This window comes from Mesorhizobium salmacidum (SeqCode) (assembly GCF_037179605.1).
GTDB classification, from domain to species: Bacteria; Pseudomonadota; Alphaproteobacteria; order Rhizobiales; family Rhizobiaceae; genus Mesorhizobium; species Mesorhizobium salmacidum.
Genome location: NZ_JAPYKS010000028.1, coordinates 1 through 19,062, shown reverse-complemented (window position 1 = coordinate 19,062; position 19,062 = coordinate 1). Strand labels below are relative to the sequence as shown.

Sequence of the window (19,062 nt, the reverse complement as noted above, 5' to 3'; positions counted from 1 at the left end):
CATGAGAGTTGACCAACCGCTCTTGCAGAGATCGACGCCGGTGTCACGGCAGCGGAAGGCTGAGCCGCAGCAGCCGCTCGTCATCATTGTCGATGACGATGCGTCTGTTCGGGAAGCACTATCGGAGTTGATCCTCTCCATGGGTTTTGAGCCGGTCTGCTTTGCCTCGACCCGCGAATTGCTCGACTCGGACGTCTTGGACAGCCCCGGTTGCTTGATCCTCGACGTGCGCATGCCAGGGGCAAGCGGTCTCGATCTACAGCACCATCTTGCGACAAACGGCAATCCCAAGCCCATCATCTTCCTGACCGGGCATGGCGACATACCGATGACTGTCCAGGCGATGAAGGCGGGCGCTGTGGATTTTCTCACCAAACCGGTGCGCGACCAAACACTCCTTGACGCCGTGATCGCGGGCATTGCGGTGGATGCCAAGCGGCGGGCGGATGCGGTGGTCGTCAAGCGCAACATCGAGCGCGTCGAGACGCTGACCCCGCGCGAGCGCGAAGTTCTGCATGAAGTGGCGCGCGGGCGCCTCAACAAACAGATCGCTTTCGACCTCGGCATCAGTGAAGTGACCGTCAAGCTTCACCGCGGCAATGTCATGCGCAAGATGGAAGCTGCTTCCATCGGTGAGCTGATCCGGGCCTGGGAAACGCTGCCCCCGTCAATGCGCGAGGCCGGCGCGGCCAGGACTTTCGAAGGGGTGAACCTCGCCTCCGTCCGATAGGATCGCCCGGCCGCTGGCGCTTCTTTCGTTAAAAATAGCCTGCCCAGGGCGATCCGGACGCAGACAAAACTTTATAAAGCTTAGAGCGAGCGACAACCGCCGCGTGTAACCCGGTGTTGAGGTTACACTACCAAGTTCTTGCCCCGCATCGCGAGCTAGCCGCGGCGCACCTTTGGAGCGGCGTATCTCCATCACGGCGACTATCGCTAATGTTGTGCCTTCAGCCATCAGCGAAGCTTAGTATGCTGGTGGGAGGAACTCGATCAGGGCCTTGGTGACGGCAGCTGGCTGCTCCTCCGGGACCCAGTGGCCTGAGCCCTCGACGACTACGGCGCGTACGTTTTCGGCGACGTGGCGGAGATGGTCTTCGTACATCGATCCCAAGCCACCCGAACCGCTTATACCGAGCACCGGCATCGTCAGCTTGTGTTTTGCAAAAGCTTTGTTCTGTTCTTCGTCACGGGGGAAAGCCCGATAGTACTCGAAGCCTGCGCGCAATGCGCCAGGCTGGGCATAGGAACGGCCGTAGACTTCGTCGGCTTCGTTGTCGAACACGCGAGTATTTACCCCCTCTGCATTATGAAACCACTTTAAATACTCTAGCTCGCGACCGGCAATGAGCATTTCCGGCACGTCGCGCACGGAATGGAAACGAAAATGCCAAGTGCGGGGGCCTTGGATCAATTCGTTCCACGGCTCGATGCCAGGCAGCGGGACGTCTAGGATGGCCAGTGTGGTGACTTCCTCCGGGTGCTGCGCCGCATAGGAATAAACGACCATGCCACCCATATCGTGGCCGACAAGATTGACGACCGGACCAAGGTTCAACTGATTGACCAGTGCGCGAATATCCTCGGCAATCGACGCCTTTTCGTAGCCGGTCGCAGGCTTGGCGGTGTCCCCCAAACCGCGCAAATCGGGCGCAAGTACCGTGTAACCGCGCGCCACCAGTTGTGGCATTACAAAGCGCCACATGTATGAGGTCGTGCCCCAACCATGCAACAACACAACAGTTTTCGGGCCACCTACCGCCAGCAAATAGTGATATACTACACCGTTTACGTCGGCCTTGCCGTCGACGATACGTGCCGACAGGTCAGTCAGTTGTCCGGGCGGCATGTCTGAGCTCGGAGCGTTGGCAGAGGTCGATGGCGCGGCGGCAAGGGTCGCAACGAGGAAACCAGAAAGCAAGCTAAGGCGCATTAAAAGCACTCCGGGATTGGAAGGTCCAAAGGGCTCCAAGAGCGGCAAACGCTGCTTAATGTCTATAGAACGAAAGCTACCAGGTCTTTGTTTCTGATAATCACACGCGGTGTACGTAAGTATATAAGCCTCAGACCCGCGGCGAGTTGATCCCCCATATAAGGACCACATTGGCGAATCTTGTCGCGATCCGTTCGGGCGGTGACGTGCTCGTGATCAGCCGTTTCTCGTTTTGGGAAGGAATCCTCACACGGCTGATGGGTCTTGTTTGTAACGGCCGCCGCACGGGCGGCTCATCGCGCTTGACACTAACGTCTGTCAATTTCAGCCCATCTCAGTGACAGTTCCACCTCAGCGTGGCTACCCTGCACCTTGGCATCATATGTCAGATCCTTCCGTAGAATAGGTTTGCGGGTCGGATCGGCGCATCTTCTCCCTTGCAAACCATCACGATCATCGAGCGTCGCCGCTCTTTCGCCCGCTCCTCCCCCGAAAGCGACCGTGCAGGTCGATCCGGTGATCGTGATGGTGAGCCACTCTAGAAGCCAAGCACCAAGGATGGACATGATGAGTACGGATGGACTTTTCACCCTCGGTGCAACCCGCCGCGACGTCTTGTTGGCCAGTTTTTCAGCGGCGGTCATAGCCGGACTGCCAGTCGCTTCGTCATCTGGCGCCCAGCAAAACCCGCATGTTCCCAGCCCTCAATCAGGACGCAAAACGATGAGCACCATCACAACCAAGGACGGTACGGAAATCTACTACAAGGACTGGGGTAGGGGTCCGCCTATAACCTTCTCACACGGCTGGCCGCTGAATTCCGACGCCTGGGACGCGCAGATGCTCTTTCTAGCCCATAACGGATTTCGCGTGGTGGCGCATGACCGGCGCGGCCATGGCCGCTCCAGCCAGGCCACGTCCGGCAACGACATGGATGGCTACGCGGACGATCTTGCAGCCGTGATCGAGGCGCTGGATCTCCGGGACGCCACGCTGGTCGGGCATTCAACCGGGGGAGGCGAGGTCGCTCGCTATATCGGACGGCACGGGACGGAACGCGTGGCCAAGGCTGTTCTTGTCGCCGCTGTTCCGCCGATCATGGTGAAGACGCCGGCCAATCCGGAAGGTCTGCCGATCGAAGTGTTCGACGGCATAAGGGTTGGCCTCCTCAAGGATCGCTCGCAGCACTATCTGGACCTCGCACGGTCGTTTTATGGTGCAAACAGGCCAGGCGCCACGGTCTCCCAGGGGGTTCTGGATCAGTTCTGGCTCTGGAGCATGCAGGTCGGTCTCGTGAATGCATATGAATGCGTCAAAGCGTTCTCCGAAACCGACTTCACCGAAGACCTCAAGAAATTCGATATACCGACGTTGATCTTGCATGGCGAGGACGACCAGATCGTCCCGGTCAAGGATTCTTCAGTCAAGTCGGCGCGGCTGATCAAGGGTGCAAAGGCCATATATTACCCTGGGGCGCCCCACGGCATCACAGCCACGCACCAGGACCAGGTCAACGCCGATCTGCTCGCCTTCATCAAAGGTTAGTGCTCAAGCAGCGGTCTAGGCTGGCCACACCATACCGGTGCGGCCAGCCTAGTTTTGAAAACTCAGCATCGATGGCTGCTGGAGATGCTTTCTGGTCACAGCCGTCCGAGTTCACGCTGAGAACGGCGGTTGGCAGCGGCGGCGGCTCTCGTGAAAATCATCAGAGGCAATTCAAATGGGTATACTTTCAGGAAAAACTGCGTTGATCACCGGCGGAAACAGTGGGATTGGGCTATCGGCGGCGAAAGCTTTCGCATCGGAGGGGGCGCAGGTCGTAATCACCGGCCGGAGACAGCGTGCCGTCGAGGAGGCAGTCTCCGAGATCGGAGCGGGCGCACTGGGCATTCAGGGTGATGTAGCCGACGTGGCGCACCACGAGGATGTCGCGCGACAGATCCATCAAAGGTTTGGGGCATTCGACATCTATATGGCGAATGCAGGCGTGAACACCATCACGCATTCGTCGGCAGTTTCCGAAGACGAGTACGATGCGCAGTTCTCTATCAATGCGCGCGGCGCCTTTTTTGGCGTGCAGAAACTGATCCCGTTGATGCGCGATGGCGGCGCAGTCATACTGACGGGATCAATCGCCAGCGAGAAGGTCTTGGAAGGCCATGCCGTTTATGCAGGCTCCAAGGCAGCCATCGGCGCCTTCGCGCGCAGTTGGGCGATAGAACTGAAATCGCGTCGCATACGCGTCAACGTACTCAGCCCCGGCCCCGTCGATACGGCTATTCTCGACAAATTGGGTGTACCGGCCGAAATGCGTGCTTCCTTCCAGAACTCCATGGCGGAAGCAATTCCCCTTGGTCGAATGGGCCAGCCGGAAGAACTGGCAAAAGCCGCTCTGTTCTTGGCATCGGACGCAAGCAGTTTTGTCACCGGTGTCAATCTGCGGGTCGACGGCGGAATGGCATTGTTTTGAGCCGGGGTAACCAAGTCGCTGCAGCTGTTTGATTGTCGAGCGTCGAGCGCCATCCCACCCGGCCAGATCCAAGGGTGAAAGGTGGTTCTATAGCTCCCCGGTCTCAGAACCTGTGTCAGGGGCTCGAGGCGAATTTCAAGGTCCTTTGGAAAGCGTGAAGAGGACCGGGGCGACGCCCCGGTCCTTCCAGGTTCTACAATTTTCGGGTGCTAGTGACCCCAGATGCCCTGCCCCGGGTCCTTGCTGGGAGCAATCGGTTTGCGCACGGTCTCCTGCACGCCGGCATCGATGCCCGTCTTCCTGATCGAGGAGGTGTGCATGCTCTCGGAAGAAGTTGCGGGTTGCTGGACCGAGTTTGATCCGTAGTGATCGCTTCCGGCGACGGCGTTTCCTGCTGCAACAAGAAGGATTGCGGCAGCAAGAGATGTCTTCTTCACTTTGGTAACTCCATGGTTAATGTTAGATCGTATTCACAATAACAATATAAATGCTGCGCCATTGCGGAGCGATCAGACGATGTGGCTGTTTGATCCATACGAAAGCATTGGGCTGTGAAGGCCGAAGGTCAGGAGCAATGTCGTTCGCGGTGGGAGTCTCGCCGTTACGCCGGGGCGGCAGTGGTGTTTGGAGGCAGCTCAGTGAACTTCTATTGGTCACGAACTCCCCCGTTGCCGTCGATCGGCGCCCCGCATACCCAGGTCACCTGATCGTAGCGATGAGCCATCCTGCACCTTGGCATCGTATGACTGACCATTCCGCACAATAGGTCGTCGCCCCGGATCGGCGCATCCTTCTCCACATTGGTCAAATGCAAGGCCGACAAAGGAGAACGCAAATGCGAAATGTCACTGGAATCCTGGCGCTGGCCGCCGCGCTTGCCGTCGCGGGTGGCGCGACGGCGCACGCAGCCGGAGCGAAGCCCAAGCCGACGATCGTGCTTGTGCACGGGGCCTTCGCCGAATCGTCGAGTTGGGACGCGGTCATAACCAAACTCGGCAGGGACGGCTATGTAGCGAAGGCGGCAGCCAATCCCCTCCGCAGCGTCGCCAGCGATGCCGCGGCGGTCTCGGCCATCATCCGGTCGGTCCCCGGACCGATCGTGCTGGTGGGGCATTCCTACGGCGGACCCGTGATCACCGAAGCCGCCAATGGCAATCCCAATGTGAAGGCCTTGGTATACGTGGCCGGATTCGCGCCGGATACCGGCGAATCGAGCGCCACGTTGTCCAGCATGTTTCCCGGCAGCACTTTGGCAAGCGCGCTTGCTCCAGTCGCGTCGCCGAACGGCGGCCAGGATCTCTTCATCCAGCCGGACAAATTCCGAGCCCAGTTCGCGGCCGACGTTCCCGAAGAGCAGTCGTCGCTGATGGCGGCCACCCAACGCCCCATCGCGCAGGCAGCTCTGGCCGAGGCCTCGGGCGTCGCTTCATGGAAAACGCTGCCGTCCTACATGATCTACGGCACCGATGACCGAAATATCCCGGCAGCCGTCATGAGCTTCATGGCCAAGCGCGCGCACGCCGTGAAGACGGTCGTCATCGAGGGGGCTTCCCACGCGCTCATGGTCTCTCACCCCGACGAGGTCACCTCACTTATCGAGGACGCCGCATCGGCCAGCGAATAGCTGGCCGGAAAGTCGTCATCCGACCAACACCCACAAATCAACACCCCCAACAGGAGATTGGAAATGAAGATCGTCGTCATCGGCGGAACCGGGCTGATCGGTTCAAAGACTGTGGAAAGACTGCGTAAGAAGGGACACGACGTGCTTGCGGCGTCACCGAATTCAGGAGTGAACACCGTCACCGGAGAAGGGCTGGCCGTTGCGCTTGCCGGGGCGCAGGTCGTCGTCGACCTCGCGAACTCGCCGTCGTTCGAGGAAAAGATTGCACTGGAGTTCTTCGCAGCCTCTGGACGCAATCTTCTTGCAGCCGAAGCCGCCGCCGGCGTCCGCCATCACGTCGCGCTGTCCGTCGTCGGCACCGACCGGCTGCAAGACATGGGCTATTTCCGCGGCAAATTGCTTCAGGAAAAGCTGATCAAGGAGTCCGCAATCCCCTACACGATCGTGCACGCCACACAGTTCTTCGAATTCACCGCCGCCATCGCAAACACCGGCGCTGTGGGGGATACCGTCCATATGTCACCGGCGTACTTCCAACCTATGGCGGCCGACGACGTTGCCGATGCAATGGCGGACGTCGCGCTTGCAGCGCCAGTGAACGGCACGATCGAAATTGCCGGCCCGGAGCGCGTTCGTATGAGCGATCTGATCGGACACTTCCTGAAGGCCACCAACGATCCGCGCAAAGTCGTCTCGGATCCTGGCGCTCTCTACTACGGTCAAGTGGCAATCGACGATCAAACGCTTGTCCCCGGCGAGAACGCGCGCATCGGCGCCATCCACTTCGACGACTGGCTCAGCCGGTACACGCCACCGGCATAAGCAACTGAACGCCGGTTCGCGACCCTCAGACCAGCATTCTCTAGCCCTCATTCCACCAAGGATATCAGACATGATCAGCAAACTCCTCTGTGCAGCGCTCGCCGCCGCATCCGTCACCGCAGCAATGGCCAAAGACGCGGACAGCGTGAAGCTTGTCTACGACCACGCGCTTCCAAATGTGCCCGGCAAGAGCTTGAAAGCCGTGCTCGTCGAGTACGGGCCGGGCGGGACATCGCCGGCGCATACCCACCCCAGTTCCGCGTTCATCTATGCCACGGTGCTGGAGGGGACGATCCGAAGCCAGGTCAACGGTGGACCCGTGAAGACGTACCGTGCAGGCGAAAGCTTCTCGGAATTTCCGGGCGACCATCACGCCGTCAGTGAAAACGCCAGCAAGACGGAACGCGCTCGCCTGCTTGCGGTCTTCGTCGTCGATACCAACGAGACCAACCTGACGACTTACGCGAAATGAACTGGCGACGCCCTTGCCAAGGCAAGGGCGTCAAACCGAGCACACAATCGGCGAAGGAAAGGCACTCAAATGGATGCGATCGCCAGGCGCACGCTTGCAGGGGTTTCGGTCCCCGATACGCCGCTTGTTGGGCGGGCGATCGAACATGCCCGCCAGCTGTGTGAGCCCTATTTGTTCAACCACGTGGTCCGATCATGGCTCTTCGCCGTCCGAATCGCACAGGTCCAGAACATTGAGCACGACGGCGAAGTCGTTGCCGTCGGAACCCTGTTGCACGACGTCACGCTCAACGAGACCTTCGCTGGGCCGCGCCGTTTCGAGGTGGAAGGCGCCGATCTGGCTCGCGCCTTCGTCCGGCAAGGCGGCTTCGACGAGCGTCGTGCTCAGTTGATATGGGACAGCGTCGCACTCAACTCGACGCCGTCGATCGGCCTCTACAAGGAGGCCGAGGTGGCGCTGTGCACAGCCGGCATCTGCCTTGATGTCGTGGGCCTGCAATACAGTCTCATCTCTGCCGCCGAGATAGCCAGGATCGTCGGCGAATTTCCGCGTCTTCAGATGAAGCGACGGATGACGCGTTGCTTTTGTCACATCGCCAAGGTGAACCCGGAAACGACCTACGATAACTTTGCCCGGGATTTCGGTGAGCGCTTTGTGGCTGGCTACAAGGCGCCGTCTTCCGTCGATTTTGTGATGAACACTCCCTTCGAAGAGTAAGCGAAACCTCGAACCTGATCTCTCCGGCTGCGGCCGCGAGACGCCTCAAGAGGGCATCATGCGCATTGACAGCCTACATCCAGAAACATCGGCGCGCCTTGCGGCGGTCGACCTCGACACGTCGCTGCGGGCAGCTGCGCTATGGCTGTCCAAGCCGGCCATAGGCCTGGTTGTCGTATGCCATGGCAGTGGCGAGGCGGCAGGCGTGCTGAGCAAGTCCGACCTTGTCCGTCATCTGGCGAATTCGGGGCCGGCGGAAGCGCCGGTATCGACACTGATGAGCCGGTCTTTCGTATCCTGTGGGCCCGATGACGACCTGCATTCGGTCTGGCAGACCATGACAACACAGCGGCTCCAGAACCTACCGGTGCTCGGCGCCGGCGCTAAGCCGATAGGCGTCCTCGATATCCGCGACGCGATGAAGGCGCTCTTCCAACAGGAAGAGCTCCAGGAGCGGCTGCTCGCCAACTATATCGGGGGCGTTGGCTACCAATAGAGGAGAATCTCGCGACGGTGCGATGAGCACGAAAGAGCGGGAGATCTGTCTCGCGAGATGTTTGGTCCCGCACTGGCGATGGTCCGCAGATCACGGGACATATACTGCAGTATGGTTCGGCTTCTTACTCGATCTAATCGACCACTCCCGTCCTCTATTGTACCGTCTTCAAGCAACTGAATTCTGCCTGAGCAAACATGAGGGCTATAATGTCTCGTCCGGAAGTGAAAGTGGATGTCTTCGACAGCCCGCCCGAGATTCCCCGAGATGGCCTGCCCATTCAGCTAGCGACCGCCGGCATCGTTCATGACCTTGGCAATCTCATCCAGGTCGCCTCGTCGGCATTGAATCACCTGGCCCGTGACCCGAGCGTCTCGGCGGCTCCAGCGCTTGGGCATGTAATTTCGGGCGCCAGAACTGCCCTGGAACGAGCCGGCGCGCTTGTCCGCCAGACTATCAGTTCCGCCCGAGAGAGCCGCAGAGAAAGCGAATATGCAAATGTCGGCGCCTATCTGGCTGAAATCGAGACCCTCATTCGAAGCGCGTGGGATCCCAAGATTCGACTCGAGGTTCGAGTGACGCCGGACTTGCCGTCAGTGAGGTGCAATCGCCTGGGTTTGCAGAACGCGATTCTGAACCTGGTATTCAACGCGCGCGATGCATCCCCCAACGGGGGCCTGATCTCGATTGATACCGCAGTGGTCTTTGATGGCTCGTCAGCCACTCAGGTGCATATCACCACCGCCGACCACGGTGTGGGAATGACCGCCGAGCCGATTGCCTTCGCATTCGATCCCTTCTTCACCACAAAAGCGCAGGGCCTCGGCGGCGTCGGCCTGCCGATGGTGAAACGCTTTGCCGAAGAGTCAGGCGGAAGCATCGATATTCAGAGCGCGCCCGGGGCAGGCACAACTGTCACGCTGCGTTTGCCCGCGATGCGATAGCGACCGGGCAAGCTACATCCAGCCTCAAGCAACGCACATCAAGAGATAGAGATGCATGCAAAGGTCACAGAAAACATTCAGCAGCATCGGTTCGAGCTCCCGATCACCAGCCAAGCCTTTGCCGTTGCCTACTACACGCTCCAAGACGGCAAGGTAGCGCTTATACATACCGAAGTGCCTTCGGAATTTTCCGGACAGGGGATCGCGTCGCGGTTGGCGCAAGGCACCTTCGAATTGCTCCGCAAAACAGGCCGCAAAGCGGTCTTGAAGTGTCCCTTCATGAGCGGCTTCGTGGCCAAGCATCCGGAATACACCGATGTCGTTGCAGGGTGATCAGGCACGAATACAGCTGTTTGCAAAAAAGGTCTGAGTCGAGATGGACGACCAATATAATTTGCAGAGGTTCGCCAACGCTCAGGATTCCGTGTACGGCGACGCGCTGGCTATGCTGCGTCGAGGCATGATGTGTACTCCATACATGGAGTTGATCTTCCCGAGGTTGGCTACAGGGCGAAGCGACACGGAAGCCGATCCGTACGCGATCACATCACGCGACGAGGCAGGCGCTTACCTCCAATCGCCGATACTGGGCGGTCGTTATCGGGAATGTGTCGGCACGCTGCAACGACTTTCCAATGTAAGTGCTCGCGCGGTCTTCGGTGATGAAGATACAAAGAAATTGCACGCGTCCCTAACGCTGTTTTCCGAAGCAAGTAACGACGAGTTCCTGCTCGAGACCATCTTCGATGTCTGGTTCGACGGTGAAATCGACGAGGGTACGATGCGCAAACTCTACTCGATGTCATAACGCCGCCGGCGACCGGCGGATGTGGCCGCCGCCGAAACCGACACCGCTCTATTTCCTCCCTGTGGCAGAGGCATCAATCCCTGCTCCCCTGGGACTCCCGGGAAGCGGCCTTCACGCCTTTGCCTGCTCAATCCGGTCAACTGAGGAGGAGACGAAGTTCCAATGGATATAACGTGGTTCGGAAAGAGGCTCGCCGCCGATCAGCATCAGCCGCGCGGCATGGAAGGCAGGCGCCCGGAGCACGATCTCGGCGCCGGGCGCTAGCATGATGAATTCGCCTTCACCGAACGTGCCAAGTTGGCCCATGACTTCGATTTCCCGGCGACAACATAGATCGCACGCTCGCGATATCCGGGTTTCACCTGATATCGCGCACCGCCCGTGAGCACGATTTCGGCGCAGACCAGGTCGGAGTACGTCCTTGCCGGAGAGACCAACCCGTCGAACACCCCTGCGATCAAAGTGAACTCGACCCGGTCGGCACAGATCCGTGGGATTTCGGGAGCGCCATAATGTGCAAAGTGGGGAGCAACTTCTTCGTGCCGGGAGGGGAGCGCCACCCAAGCCTGAACGCCGAAGAGATTGCTTCCCCGCGTTCGGGCTTCTGGCGACGTGCGTTCGGAATGGACGATGCCGGACCCGGCCGTCATCCAGTTGACCTCGCCGGGGCGGATGGCCTGCACTTCACCGAGATTGTCGCGATGGATGATCTCCCCGTCGAACAGATAGGTCATGGCCGCGATCCCGATATGCGGCTGCGGGCCCATGTCGAAACCACGACCCGCGTCGAATACCGCGGGGCCGAAATGGTCGAACAGGATGAAGGAGCCGATCATCAGGCGGTTCGAGGAGGGCAATACGCGCCGCACCTTCAAACCGTCGGCAAAATCACCCATAGCAGGCTGCCTGAGTGAATCGATGCCGACGATGTCGCTTTGGACAATGGTCATGGATGTTCATCCTTCTGCTTGACCTCTCGGCCAGGTGCTCGAACGTGCTTGAACGGGGTGGTTTGGAAGACAGCCTGAATGGCATTCAGGAGCGCGAATTTGGAGCTCTCGTGCTGCTGGCCGGGGAGACGGGTTTCGCCGTAGCCCGACGTTCCCATCGACAGGATTGCAGCAAGATCTTCGGCCATCTCGGGCCTGCCGAGCAGGAGCGGCGCGAAGGTCTGCTGGTCTATCTCGTAGACCAGAACGGGGGTCATTGCCCGCAATGTTGACGTCTCGCCAATACCAGCGAGCAGGCCGGTCTCGCCGAAGAAGTCGCCAGGTGCAAGCCGGCCAACCTCCTGCGTGTCAGCAGCGCCTTGGCCATGTTGCCGGACGATCACGCCCTTCCGAACAATCATGAGGGACGGCAGCATCTCTCCCTGTTCTGCAATGACGTCGCCCTTGCGGTAGCTGCGAACCGAGATCGCCGCGGCAAGCGACTCCTGCTCGGCATCCGTTAGGGCCGAGAAGATCGGTATGGCCTTGATCAGGTCGATCGCGGCGAAGCCTCGGGAGGTCGCCGTCCCGTCACCTGGTGAGGAGGTCATGACCACCGAAGCCGAAAGTGGCGCTGCCAGCAGCACGCCGACTGACCTTGAATGGCGATAGACGAGATCGAAGATCTCGTTCCGAGCTGTAATCCGCTGATCAAGCCTGGCGACGCGAAATGACAGCTCGATCTCGATTGCAGCCGCATCCAGGCTTGTGATGGCAACCGCGGGCGACGGGTCCTGGAGGATCGAGTTGCAGCTCAGCAGGACCATGCGCATCGTGTCTACGATGACGGCCGGCGTCTTCGTCAGCGACATCTTGATCGTCACGGCAAGTCCATGGCTCTCGTCTGGGCCGCTAAGATTTGTCACCCCGATTTTGGCGACAAGGCTGTTCGGAAGCGCGATGACGTTGTGGGCCGGGGTGAGGAGTTGGGTCGAGCGCCAATTGGTCTCGACGACGCGGCCCTCGGTTCCGTCGTTCAGAATGATCCAGTTTCCCAGCACGTAAGGGCGGCCGAGGTTAAGCGCGATTCCCGAAAATACGTCGCCAAGTGTATTCTGGAGCGCCAAACCCAGCATGACCGCAAAGACACCCGAGGTGGCGATGAGCGTTCCGACCGGCACGGCAAAGACGAACGCCAGTATTGAAAGGAGCATTCCCGTGTAGACGATGCCGACCACGACATCCTGCAGGAGGCGTGCCTCATGCGGCTTTCGCTCGAACACGACATAGATGCGGACAAACCCGATTAGCGCCCAGGCAAGATGTATCCACCACAGCAGCTTGACCGATCCGATGAGGATCGCTCCGCTGGTCGTCTCATCGCCTCCTGTCGGCTCGTACGGGACGACCCGCAGTTCAAGAACCATGATCGACATTGCAAGGAAAAAGACCAGTTGGACGAGCAGCCTCGCATTGGCGAAGCGTCCCGGAACGAGATTCCAGACGACAATTCCAGCCAAGCCGATCAACACGATGTAGATGAGAGGAGAGCTCGACCAGCTCAATGCCAGACCTGGATCGACCATAATCGCAACCTTGGTTTTCGAACTTGCGGCAGGGTGATTCCTGGCGCTCGACACGAAGTTGTCCCGCCGCTTCGACGTAAGGGCCCGGCTTGGCGCATGTTCAAGCAGACGGAGAGACGATCATCGCCGCTCAACTTTCGGCCTCCGGCCCGGCGACCGCCTTTTTGCGCCGGCTCCCCTGTTCGTCTCGAGCACCGCTTCGGTAATCGAATTCGGCAGCCGGCGTGGCTTCTCGATGAAGCCCAGCACCGGCAGTGCGATCAGGAAGAAGGCGAAGTAGTAGAGCGTCGCCAACTGAGACAGGACGACATACGTGCCTTCGGCCGGCCGCGAACCAAGCCAGCCGAGAAACAGGCCATTGGCGACGAAGAGCCAAAAGAACACTCTGTACCGGGGCCTGTAAACGGCCGAGCGAACCTTGGACCTGTCGAGCCACGGCACGGCGAACAGCACCGCGATCGAGCCGAACATGGCGAGCACGCCACCGAGTTTGGAGTCGATCGGCCCGACATTGAAGGTGATGGCGCGCAGGATCGCATAAAAGGGCAGGAAGTACCATTCCGGCACGATGTGCGCGGGTGTCTTCAGCGGATTTGCGATCGTGTTGTTGTCAGGATGGCCGAGATAGTTCGGCAGATAGAAGACGAAATAGGCGAAGAAGAACAGGAACACGATGATGCCGAATGCGTCCTTGACGGTGGCATAAGGCGTGAAGTCCACGACATCGGTTTTCGATTTCACATCAATGCCAGCTGGATTGTTCTGCCCGACGACGTGAAGCGCCCAGACATGCAAGGTCACCACACCTGCAAGCACAAACGGCAACAGGTAATGCAGCGCAAAGAAGCGGTTCAGCGTCGGATTGCCGACCGCGAAACCGCCGAGCAGGAGCCGCTGGAACCAGTCGCCGGCCAGTGGGATGGCCGTGAAAAAGTTGGTAATGACCGTGGCTCCCCAGAATGACATCTGGCCCCAAGGCAGCACATAGCCCATGAAGGCGATCGCCATCATCAGCAAAAGGTTCGTGCATCCGAGCAACCACAGCAGCTCACGCGGCGCCTTGTAAGAGCCGTAGTAGAGCCCGCGGCAGATATGGATGTAGGCGGCGATGAAGAAGAAGGAGGCGCCGTTCGCATGGAGAGAGCGCAGCAGCCATCCCGAATTCACGTCGCGCATGATCTTTTCGACTGAATTGAAAGCCAGTCCGGTATCGGGAGCGTAATGCATCGCCAGCACGATGCCGGTCAGGATCTGCGAAACCAGCATGACCGTGAGAATGCCGCCGAACGTGTAGGCGTAGTTCAAATTGCGCGGGACGGGATAGACGATGAAGCTATCGTGCACCAGCCGCGGCAGCGGCAGGCGGGCGTCGAACCAGCGCTCGATTCCGGTCTTGGGCGAATAGCTCGAATGTTTGTCGCTCATCGAATGCCCCCTCAGCCGATACGGATCCTGGTGTCGGCAATGAACTGAAACACCGGTACCGCCATATTCTCGGGCGCCGGGCCTTTGCGGATGCGGCCGGCAGTATCGTATTGCGAGCCGTGGCACGGGCAGAGCCAGCCCTCGAACTCGCCTTGCTGGCCAACCGGGATGCAGCCGCTATGCGTGCAGACCTGGACCATCACGATCCAGGCTTCCTTGCCCGGGACAGTGCGGTTTACGTCGATTGCCGGCGCATCGACCGGCAGATTGGCGTTACGGGCGATCGGATCCTTGAGCTCGGCCAAGCTTACAGCTTTGCCGTCCTCAATTTCCTTCTCGGTGCGGTTGCGCACGACGACGGGCTTGCCGCGCCATTGCACGACCAGCGACATTCCCGGCATCAGCGAGGAGACGTCGACTTCGACCGTGGCCATTGCCTCGGCGGGCAATGCGGCAGTGCCGGTCTCGATTTCGGAAAGCTCGGCCATGATGAGGACTCCTCTGATTGGAAAGCTGCTCCAGTGCGTCGGCGTCAGTCGGGGAAACCCGGCCGCGGCCTTCACCTTTCGCGCTTGCTCATTTCGAGTTGAACTATGCAGGCCGTGGCGGGATGTGGGCCATCGTGCCAAGGGCACGTGCGTCCAATACTTTCGTTTATGGTTCCTGAGCGAATGATTACCGGAGTGTCGAGGACGCCAGGCGTGGTGGTTCTGAATTCTTGGCTGTCGCCGTTCCCCACCTGAGCGGGATTCCGGCATTGCATGCGGCAATCGCAGAACGATTGCTTAGCTTGATCATACCTCGGCATAGGCACGCCTACCTGTCGGTGTCGTAGCCTTCCTTCCCGGCAAGTGAAAGTTTCTAGAACATCAAGGACGCGGCTCCCGCCCGTGAATTTGCGAACTGCGTCCGCATTCAAACAAGGGAAAAACCGTGAAACTCTATTACAGCCCGCTCGCCTGCAGCCTGGCCGACCACATCGCACTGGAGGAGGCGGGTGCCGCTTTCGAGCGCGAAACGGTCAATCTCAAAACCAAACGAACGGGGTCGGGGGATGATTTCACCACTGTCACGCGCAAGGGGTATGTTCCCGCCCTCGTGCTGGATAGCGGGGAAACGCTGACAGAAAATGTCGCCGTCCTCGATTGGATAGCGGCGCAATACCCGGCACTCGGCGTTGAAGGGCCGATGGGTCGTACGCGCGTTCTCGAAGCGCTGACCTACGTATCGACCGAAATACACCGAAGCTTCAAACCCATGTGGCACCAAGGCAGCGATGCTGAAATGGCCAAGGCGCGCACCACGATTACGGCGCAACTCGATCTCTTCGCGAACGGTCTCAAGACGGATTATCTGTTCGGCGAGAAACCCAGCGTAGCGGACTTCTACCTTTTCGTGATGCTGCTTTGGGCAGCCCGCTTCCAAGTCCCTGTTCCCGCTCCTTTGGAAGCGCTGCGCGCCAGAATTGCGGCCCGCCCGGCCGTTCGCATCACAATGAAGCGCGAGGGCCTTGTCTAAGTGCGAGACCGGCCGCGTGTCGTGTCACCCTTCAGCCACAACACATTACGAAGGAGTTTGTCCATGCTTCCGTTGCTGCAGAACCTCCACCTGTTCGCTGCCAAGCGCGGCGACGGGTTACGCCCCGAATTTGTAAGGATGGGAGGCGAGGCGCCACTCAGCTTGCCCTTCCCGCGTGTTCAAGCGCAACTTTCTACACTGCCCGGCAATCGCGTCATGCCAAGGCACGCAGGTGGGAACGCCAAGCCGATGAATGAAGGTGATGCCGGTGCTGCGCCAAAACAGGTGGCATCCGATGGTGCCGGGGAAGAGGTTGCGAGGATGAAAAATCCAAGACCGCCGGGAGAAATTGATCGCTATCGCAGGGCCTTTGTCGGCGTTGCCGCAATGGGTCTGGCTGCTACTCAATTCACGACAGTACGCCCAGCTAAGGCGCAAGGCGTTTCAGCGCTGAACGGTGCAACGACAGAACGCTCGACGGCTGCCTCGTTCGCGCTCCGGCAAATCGACGCCGGCCTGCTGAACGTCGGCTATGCGGAAGCTGGTCCGCCCAACGGTCCCGTCGTTATCCTCCTTCACGGCTGGCCCTACGACATCCATAGCTTTGTCGATGTCGCTCCCTTGTTGGCGATGGCGGGCTATCGCGTGATCGTTCCGTATTCGCGCGGTCACGGCACGACGCACTTTCTTTCCAGTCGGACGGTCCGCAACGCCAGCAGTCTGTGCTGGCTCTCGATGTCATCGAATTGATGGATGCGCTGAAGATCGACGAAGCAATCGTCGCCGGCTATGACTGGGGCGCGCGCACAGCCTGCATCATCGCAGCGCTCTGGCCGCACCGTTGCAAAGCTCTCGTTTCGGTCAGTGGTTATCTGATCGGCAGTCTCGCGGCAAACAGAATGCCGTTGACGCCGAAGGCCGAGCTCCAATGGTGGTATCAGTACTATTTTGCGACGGAACGCGGCCGGGCCGGCTATGAAGAATACCGGCGCGATTTCGCAAACCTTATTTGGCGGATCGCCTCGCCGAAATGGGACTTTGACGACGCCACATTCGATCGCAGTGCAACGTGTCTCGACAACCCGGATCACGTCAGCATCGTCATCCACAATTACCGCTGGAGGCTCGGTCTGGTGCAGGGCGAGCCGGAATATGACGGCCTGGAAAAACGGCTGGCCGAAAGCCCCATGATCACGGTGCCCACGATCACCCTTGAGGGCGATGCCAATGGCGCACCTCATCCCGACAGCAGCTCCTACGCCAAGAAATTTTCAGGCAGATACGCGCATCGGATCATCACGGGCGGAATTGGCCACAACTTGCCGCAAGAAGCCCCACAGGCTTTCGCTCAGGCAGTCATCGACGTCGGCGAATACTGATCGGGCAAAATCGTGACCAACTGAGGCGGAGATGATGCTGGGGTCATCTCGCGTCGGTGGTGGCAACTCCGCCCTTCCGCCGCCTGTGCCGGTCGACCAGTGGCGTTACGAACAAGATAAAGGGACCTATTGTGGATTCGACCTTGCCATCCGCTGTTTCGCAACCAGTCGTCGCGCAACTGACGCGGGCCGCGATATTTCTCGTCGTGACGATAAATTCTGGACCAGAACACGAAGCGACCGTGCGCGCCTTGTGTGCCGATCTTTCCACCCTCGTGCGCGCAGTCGGGTCCCGCGACCTGGACGGCCGGCTGTCGTGTGTCATGGCGTTTGGTTCCGATGCCTGGGACCGTTTGTTTGGAGCCTCCAGACCGAAGGACCTGCATCCATTTCGCGAGATGCAAGGCCGGCATCACGCCGTCTCGACGCCGGGCGACATCCTCTTTCACATTCGTGCATCGCGCATGGATCTTTGTTTCGAACTGGCGACGCAGATCATGTCGCGGCTCGATGGCACAGTCTCCACAGCAGATGAGGTGCACGGCTTCAACTATTTCGATGACCGCGACCTGATCGGCTTCGTCGACGGCACGGAAAACCCGGTGGCTGAGCGCGCCGTCAAGGCCGCGATCATCGGCGAGGAGGACCCCTCATTTGCCGGAGGCAGCTATGTGATCGTGCAAAAGTACCTGCATGATCTGAAAGCATGGAACGGGCTCCCAATCGAGGAGCAAGAGGGAATTGTCGGCAGGAAAAAACTCACCGATGTCGAGCTGGACGATGCCGTAAAGCCGACCTCCGCCCACAATGCGCTGACCACAATCGTCGAGGACGGAGAGCAGTTGGAGATCGTCCGCGACAACATGCCATTCGGCGACGTGGGCAAGGGCGAGTTCGGCACCTATTTCATCGGCTACGCCCGTTCGCCGCGCAGAATCGAGCAGATGCTCGAGAACATGTTCATTGGCCGCCCGCCAGGCAACTACGATCGGTTGCTGGACTTCAGCCGTGCAGTCACCGGCAATTTGTTCTTCGTACCGTCGGCGACATTCCTGGAAAACGTTGCGACGGGGGAAGCCATTTCGGCCGCTGGTCTGGGCCCGTCGGGTCGACCTGTTCGGAGTCGCCGTCAAATACGTTCCCACCAAATATGAAAACATACGCCTTACTCGCGCGATCTCAACCCGATCGAGAGCGCCATGTCCTCAACATGGGCTAACCGTATCGTTCGGTAGAGTTCCGCGCCGGCGGCCTTGATCGCCTGACGTTTGCCGTCGACGGGGCCGTCAACGACGCATGGCGCAGTGAATTCATCGTGGCGTAGCGCGCCCAGGAAGGTCAGGATTGGCCAATGGCCGTGCGGTGGCGAAGCTGCGGAGGCGTTGGCCCCTTGGCCCCTGCCGAGAAGCGGCGCCATGTTGGTCTCGATCCACGTTTCGTGAATGACACTAAACGCGCCCGATCGAAGCGTCCCTGCCATGATCGGCGAGACCTGACCTATTCTCTTCAATTTCGCCGTTCGCGTTAGGATCAGTTCAGGCCAGCACACAGACGTCCTGTTAAGTCCGCTTCTGACGATCCGCGCCTCAAACCCGACAGTCCGGTTCCGTGAAGAGTTTCGGGCGCTGGCAGGCGTACGAAAGTCCCCGAGGAAGGAACCCGCGGGCCACAGGCGATGGCTATGGGGATTTCAGATTCCGGCTGATGTCAGCGGTGGCGCGACCGTCTCCGGGAAGCGCCGCGATTGGTACGGACATGCCGCATTGTTGCGCTTCCGCGCGATGATGCCGGACGGCTCGTCGCGCTTCTCGATCGGCAAGGACAAGATCTTTCATTACATGGGCTGCTCGACCTTCTCCAACTTCACCGTGCTGCCCGAGATCGCGGTCGCCAAGGTCAATCCGGACGCCCCTTTCGACAAGATCTGCTACATCGGCTG

20 protein-coding genes and 3 pseudogenes are annotated in these 19,062 nt (G+C 59.6%); 15 read left to right on the top strand and 8 right to left on the bottom strand.

Annotation, left to right across the window (positions count from 1 at the left end):
* Position 1 precedes the first annotated feature (1 nt).
* A complete protein-coding gene (locus O7A60_RS27250) occupies positions 2-730 on the top strand; it encodes a response regulator transcription factor (protein WP_337108849.1) in 729 nt (242 codons plus the stop codon).
* Between the two features lie 237 nt (positions 731-967).
* Here O7A60_RS27250 and O7A60_RS27245 read toward each other — a convergent pair whose 3' ends face one another.
* Complete coding sequence (locus O7A60_RS27245) at positions 968-1,933, bottom strand: alpha/beta fold hydrolase (RefSeq protein ID WP_337108825.1); 966 nt, start codon at positions 1,931-1,933, stop codon at positions 968-970.
* Between the two features lie 567 nt (positions 1,934-2,500).
* Between O7A60_RS27245 and O7A60_RS27240 the strand changes: the two genes are divergently transcribed.
* Positions 2,501-3,478 (top strand): alpha/beta fold hydrolase, encoded by a 978-nt coding sequence (locus O7A60_RS27240; protein WP_337108848.1) that lies wholly within the window; start codon positions 2,501-2,503, stop codon positions 3,476-3,478.
* Positions 3,479-3,653: 175 nt separating this feature from the next.
* Positions 3,654-4,403 carry a glucose 1-dehydrogenase gene (locus tag O7A60_RS27235; RefSeq protein WP_337108824.1) on the top strand — a complete coding sequence of 250 codons (750 nt, stop codon included), beginning with the start codon at positions 3,654-3,656 and terminating at the stop codon, positions 4,401-4,403.
* Between the two features lie 209 nt (positions 4,404-4,612).
* On the opposite strand, the gene O7A60_RS27230 is transcribed toward O7A60_RS27235, so the two are convergent.
* Positions 4,613-4,840 (bottom strand): DUF680 domain-containing protein, encoded by a 228-nt coding sequence (locus O7A60_RS27230; protein WP_337108823.1) that lies wholly within the window; start codon positions 4,838-4,840, stop codon positions 4,613-4,615.
* A 416-nt stretch (positions 4,841-5,256) separates the two neighbouring features.
* Here O7A60_RS27230 and O7A60_RS27225 point away from each other — a divergent pair, with 416 nt between their 5' ends.
* The 8 genes from O7A60_RS27225 (at position 5,257) to O7A60_RS27190 (ending at position 10,286) form a co-directional block, all read left to right on the top strand.
* Entirely contained in the window at positions 5,257-6,027 is a 771-nt protein-coding gene (locus tag O7A60_RS27225) for an alpha/beta fold hydrolase (RefSeq protein WP_337108847.1), read from the top strand.
* A 63-nt stretch (positions 6,028-6,090) separates the two neighbouring features.
* Positions 6,091-6,849, top strand: coding sequence for an SDR family oxidoreductase (locus O7A60_RS27220; RefSeq protein ID WP_337108822.1), 759 nt, complete (start codon positions 6,091-6,093; stop codon positions 6,847-6,849).
* 70 nt (positions 6,850-6,919) lie between these two features.
* Positions 6,920-7,321 carry a cupin domain-containing protein gene (locus tag O7A60_RS27215; protein ID WP_337108821.1) on the top strand — a complete coding sequence of 134 codons (402 nt, stop codon included), beginning with the start codon at positions 6,920-6,922 and terminating at the stop codon, positions 7,319-7,321.
* Between the two features lie 69 nt (positions 7,322-7,390).
* Entirely contained in the window at positions 7,391-8,038 is a 648-nt protein-coding gene (locus O7A60_RS27210; RefSeq protein ID WP_337108820.1) for an HD domain-containing protein, read from the top strand.
* 58 nt (positions 8,039-8,096) lie between these two features.
* Complete coding sequence (locus O7A60_RS27205) at positions 8,097-8,534, top strand: CBS domain-containing protein (RefSeq protein ID WP_141906333.1); 438 nt, start codon at positions 8,097-8,099, stop codon at positions 8,532-8,534.
* A gap of 209 nt (positions 8,535-8,743) precedes the next feature.
* Positions 8,744-9,478 carry a sensor histidine kinase gene (locus tag O7A60_RS27200; RefSeq protein ID WP_337108819.1) on the top strand — a complete coding sequence of 245 codons (735 nt, stop codon included), beginning with the start codon at positions 8,744-8,746 and terminating at the stop codon, positions 9,476-9,478.
* A 51-nt stretch (positions 9,479-9,529) separates the two neighbouring features.
* Entirely contained in the window at positions 9,530-9,811 is a 282-nt protein-coding gene (locus O7A60_RS27195; protein ID WP_337108818.1) for a GNAT family N-acetyltransferase, read from the top strand.
* Between the two features lie 43 nt (positions 9,812-9,854).
* Positions 9,855-10,286, top strand: a complete 432-nt coding sequence (locus O7A60_RS27190) for a DUF1810 domain-containing protein (RefSeq protein ID WP_337108817.1) — start codon at positions 9,855-9,857, stop codon at positions 10,284-10,286.
* 111 nt (positions 10,287-10,397) lie between these two features.
* On the opposite strand, the gene O7A60_RS27185 is transcribed toward O7A60_RS27190, so the two are convergent.
* From O7A60_RS27185 to petA, 5 genes are all read right to left on the bottom strand, one after another.
* Positions 10,398-10,553: a pirin-like C-terminal cupin domain-containing protein gene (locus O7A60_RS27185; RefSeq protein WP_337108816.1), complete on the bottom strand. Its 156-nt coding sequence runs from the start codon at positions 10,551-10,553 to the stop codon at positions 10,398-10,400.
* Positions 10,547-11,236, bottom strand: coding sequence for a pirin family protein (locus O7A60_RS27180; RefSeq protein ID WP_337108815.1), 690 nt, complete (start codon positions 11,234-11,236; stop codon positions 10,547-10,549). The genes O7A60_RS27185 and O7A60_RS27180 overlap by 7 nt, the downstream gene beginning before the upstream one ends.
* Positions 11,233-12,801, bottom strand: a complete 1,569-nt coding sequence (locus tag O7A60_RS27175) for a mechanosensitive ion channel family protein (RefSeq protein WP_415926863.1) — start codon at positions 12,799-12,801, stop codon at positions 11,233-11,235. The genes O7A60_RS27180 and O7A60_RS27175 overlap by 4 nt, the downstream gene beginning before the upstream one ends.
* Before the next feature lie 120 nt (positions 12,802-12,921).
* Positions 12,922-14,226 carry a cytochrome b gene (locus tag O7A60_RS27170; RefSeq protein ID WP_337108813.1) on the bottom strand — a complete coding sequence of 435 codons (1,305 nt, stop codon included), beginning with the start codon at positions 14,224-14,226 and terminating at the stop codon, positions 12,922-12,924.
* An 11-nt stretch (positions 14,227-14,237) separates the two neighbouring features.
* Complete coding sequence (gene petA / locus O7A60_RS27165) at positions 14,238-14,714, bottom strand: ubiquinol-cytochrome c reductase iron-sulfur subunit (RefSeq protein WP_337108812.1); 477 nt, start codon at positions 14,712-14,714, stop codon at positions 14,238-14,240.
* Positions 14,715-15,159: 445 nt separating this feature from the next.
* Here petA and O7A60_RS27160 point away from each other — a divergent pair, with 445 nt between their 5' ends.
* From O7A60_RS27160 to O7A60_RS27150, 3 genes and pseudogenes are all read left to right on the top strand, one after another.
* Entirely contained in the window at positions 15,160-15,744 is a 585-nt protein-coding gene (locus O7A60_RS27160; RefSeq protein WP_224570925.1) for a glutathione binding-like protein, read from the top strand.
* Positions 15,745-16,065: 321 nt separating this feature from the next.
* Positions 16,066-17,123 (top strand): annotated as a pseudogene (locus O7A60_RS27155) (alpha/beta fold hydrolase).
* 131 nt (positions 17,124-17,254) lie between these two features.
* Positions 17,255-18,277 (top strand): Dyp-type peroxidase, encoded by a 1,023-nt coding sequence (locus O7A60_RS27150; protein WP_337108811.1) that lies wholly within the window; start codon positions 17,255-17,257, stop codon positions 18,275-18,277.
* Between the two features lie 113 nt (positions 18,278-18,390).
* Here O7A60_RS27150 and O7A60_RS27145 read toward each other — a convergent pair.
* Positions 18,391-18,608, bottom strand: a pseudogene (locus tag O7A60_RS27145) (IS630 family transposase); the annotation flags it as partial.
* A 290-nt stretch (positions 18,609-18,898) separates the two neighbouring features.
* Between O7A60_RS27145 and O7A60_RS27140 the strand changes: the two are divergent.
* Positions 18,899-19,062 (top strand): annotated as a pseudogene (locus O7A60_RS27140) (S-(hydroxymethyl)glutathione dehydrogenase); the annotation flags it as partial.

Bases quoted from the DNA above. Each gene is read 5' to 3' on its own strand.
- O7A60_RS27250 (WP_337108849.1), top strand. From the start codon at position 2: ATGAGAGTTGACCAACCGCTCTTGCAGAGATCGACGCCGGTGTCACGG.
- O7A60_RS27245 (WP_337108825.1), bottom strand. From the start codon at position 1,933: ATGCGCCTTAGCTTGCTTTCTGGTTTCCTCGTTGCGACCCTTGCCGCC.
- O7A60_RS27240 (WP_337108848.1), top strand. From the start codon at position 2,501: ATGAGTACGGATGGACTTTTCACCCTCGGTGCAACCCGCCGCGACGTC.
- O7A60_RS27235 (WP_337108824.1), top strand. From the start codon at position 3,654: ATGGGTATACTTTCAGGAAAAACTGCGTTGATCACCGGCGGAAACAGT.
- O7A60_RS27220 (WP_337108822.1), top strand. From the start codon at position 6,091: ATGAAGATCGTCGTCATCGGCGGAACCGGGCTGATCGGTTCAAAGACT.
- O7A60_RS27215 (WP_337108821.1), top strand. From the start codon at position 6,920: ATGATCAGCAAACTCCTCTGTGCAGCGCTCGCCGCCGCATCCGTCACC.
- O7A60_RS27210 (WP_337108820.1), top strand. From the start codon at position 7,391: ATGGATGCGATCGCCAGGCGCACGCTTGCAGGGGTTTCGGTCCCCGAT.
- O7A60_RS27205 (WP_141906333.1), top strand. From the start codon at position 8,097: ATGCGCATTGACAGCCTACATCCAGAAACATCGGCGCGCCTTGCGGCG.
- O7A60_RS27200 (WP_337108819.1), top strand. From the start codon at position 8,744: ATGTCTCGTCCGGAAGTGAAAGTGGATGTCTTCGACAGCCCGCCCGAG.
- O7A60_RS27195 (WP_337108818.1), top strand. From the start codon at position 9,530: ATGCATGCAAAGGTCACAGAAAACATTCAGCAGCATCGGTTCGAGCTC.
- O7A60_RS27190 (WP_337108817.1), top strand. From the start codon at position 9,855: ATGGACGACCAATATAATTTGCAGAGGTTCGCCAACGCTCAGGATTCC.
- O7A60_RS27185 (WP_337108816.1), bottom strand. From the start codon at position 10,553: ATGCTAGCGCCCGGCGCCGAGATCGTGCTCCGGGCGCCTGCCTTCCAT.
- O7A60_RS27180 (WP_337108815.1), bottom strand. From the start codon at position 11,236: ATGACCATTGTCCAAAGCGACATCGTCGGCATCGATTCACTCAGGCAG.
- O7A60_RS27175 (WP_415926863.1), bottom strand. From the start codon at position 12,801: ATGGTCGATCCAGGTCTGGCATTGAGCTGGTCGAGCTCTCCTCTCATC.
- O7A60_RS27170 (WP_337108813.1), bottom strand. From the start codon at position 14,226: ATGAGCGACAAACATTCGAGCTATTCGCCCAAGACCGGAATCGAGCGC.
- petA (WP_337108812.1), bottom strand. From the start codon at position 14,714: ATGGCCGAGCTTTCCGAAATCGAGACCGGCACTGCCGCATTGCCCGCC.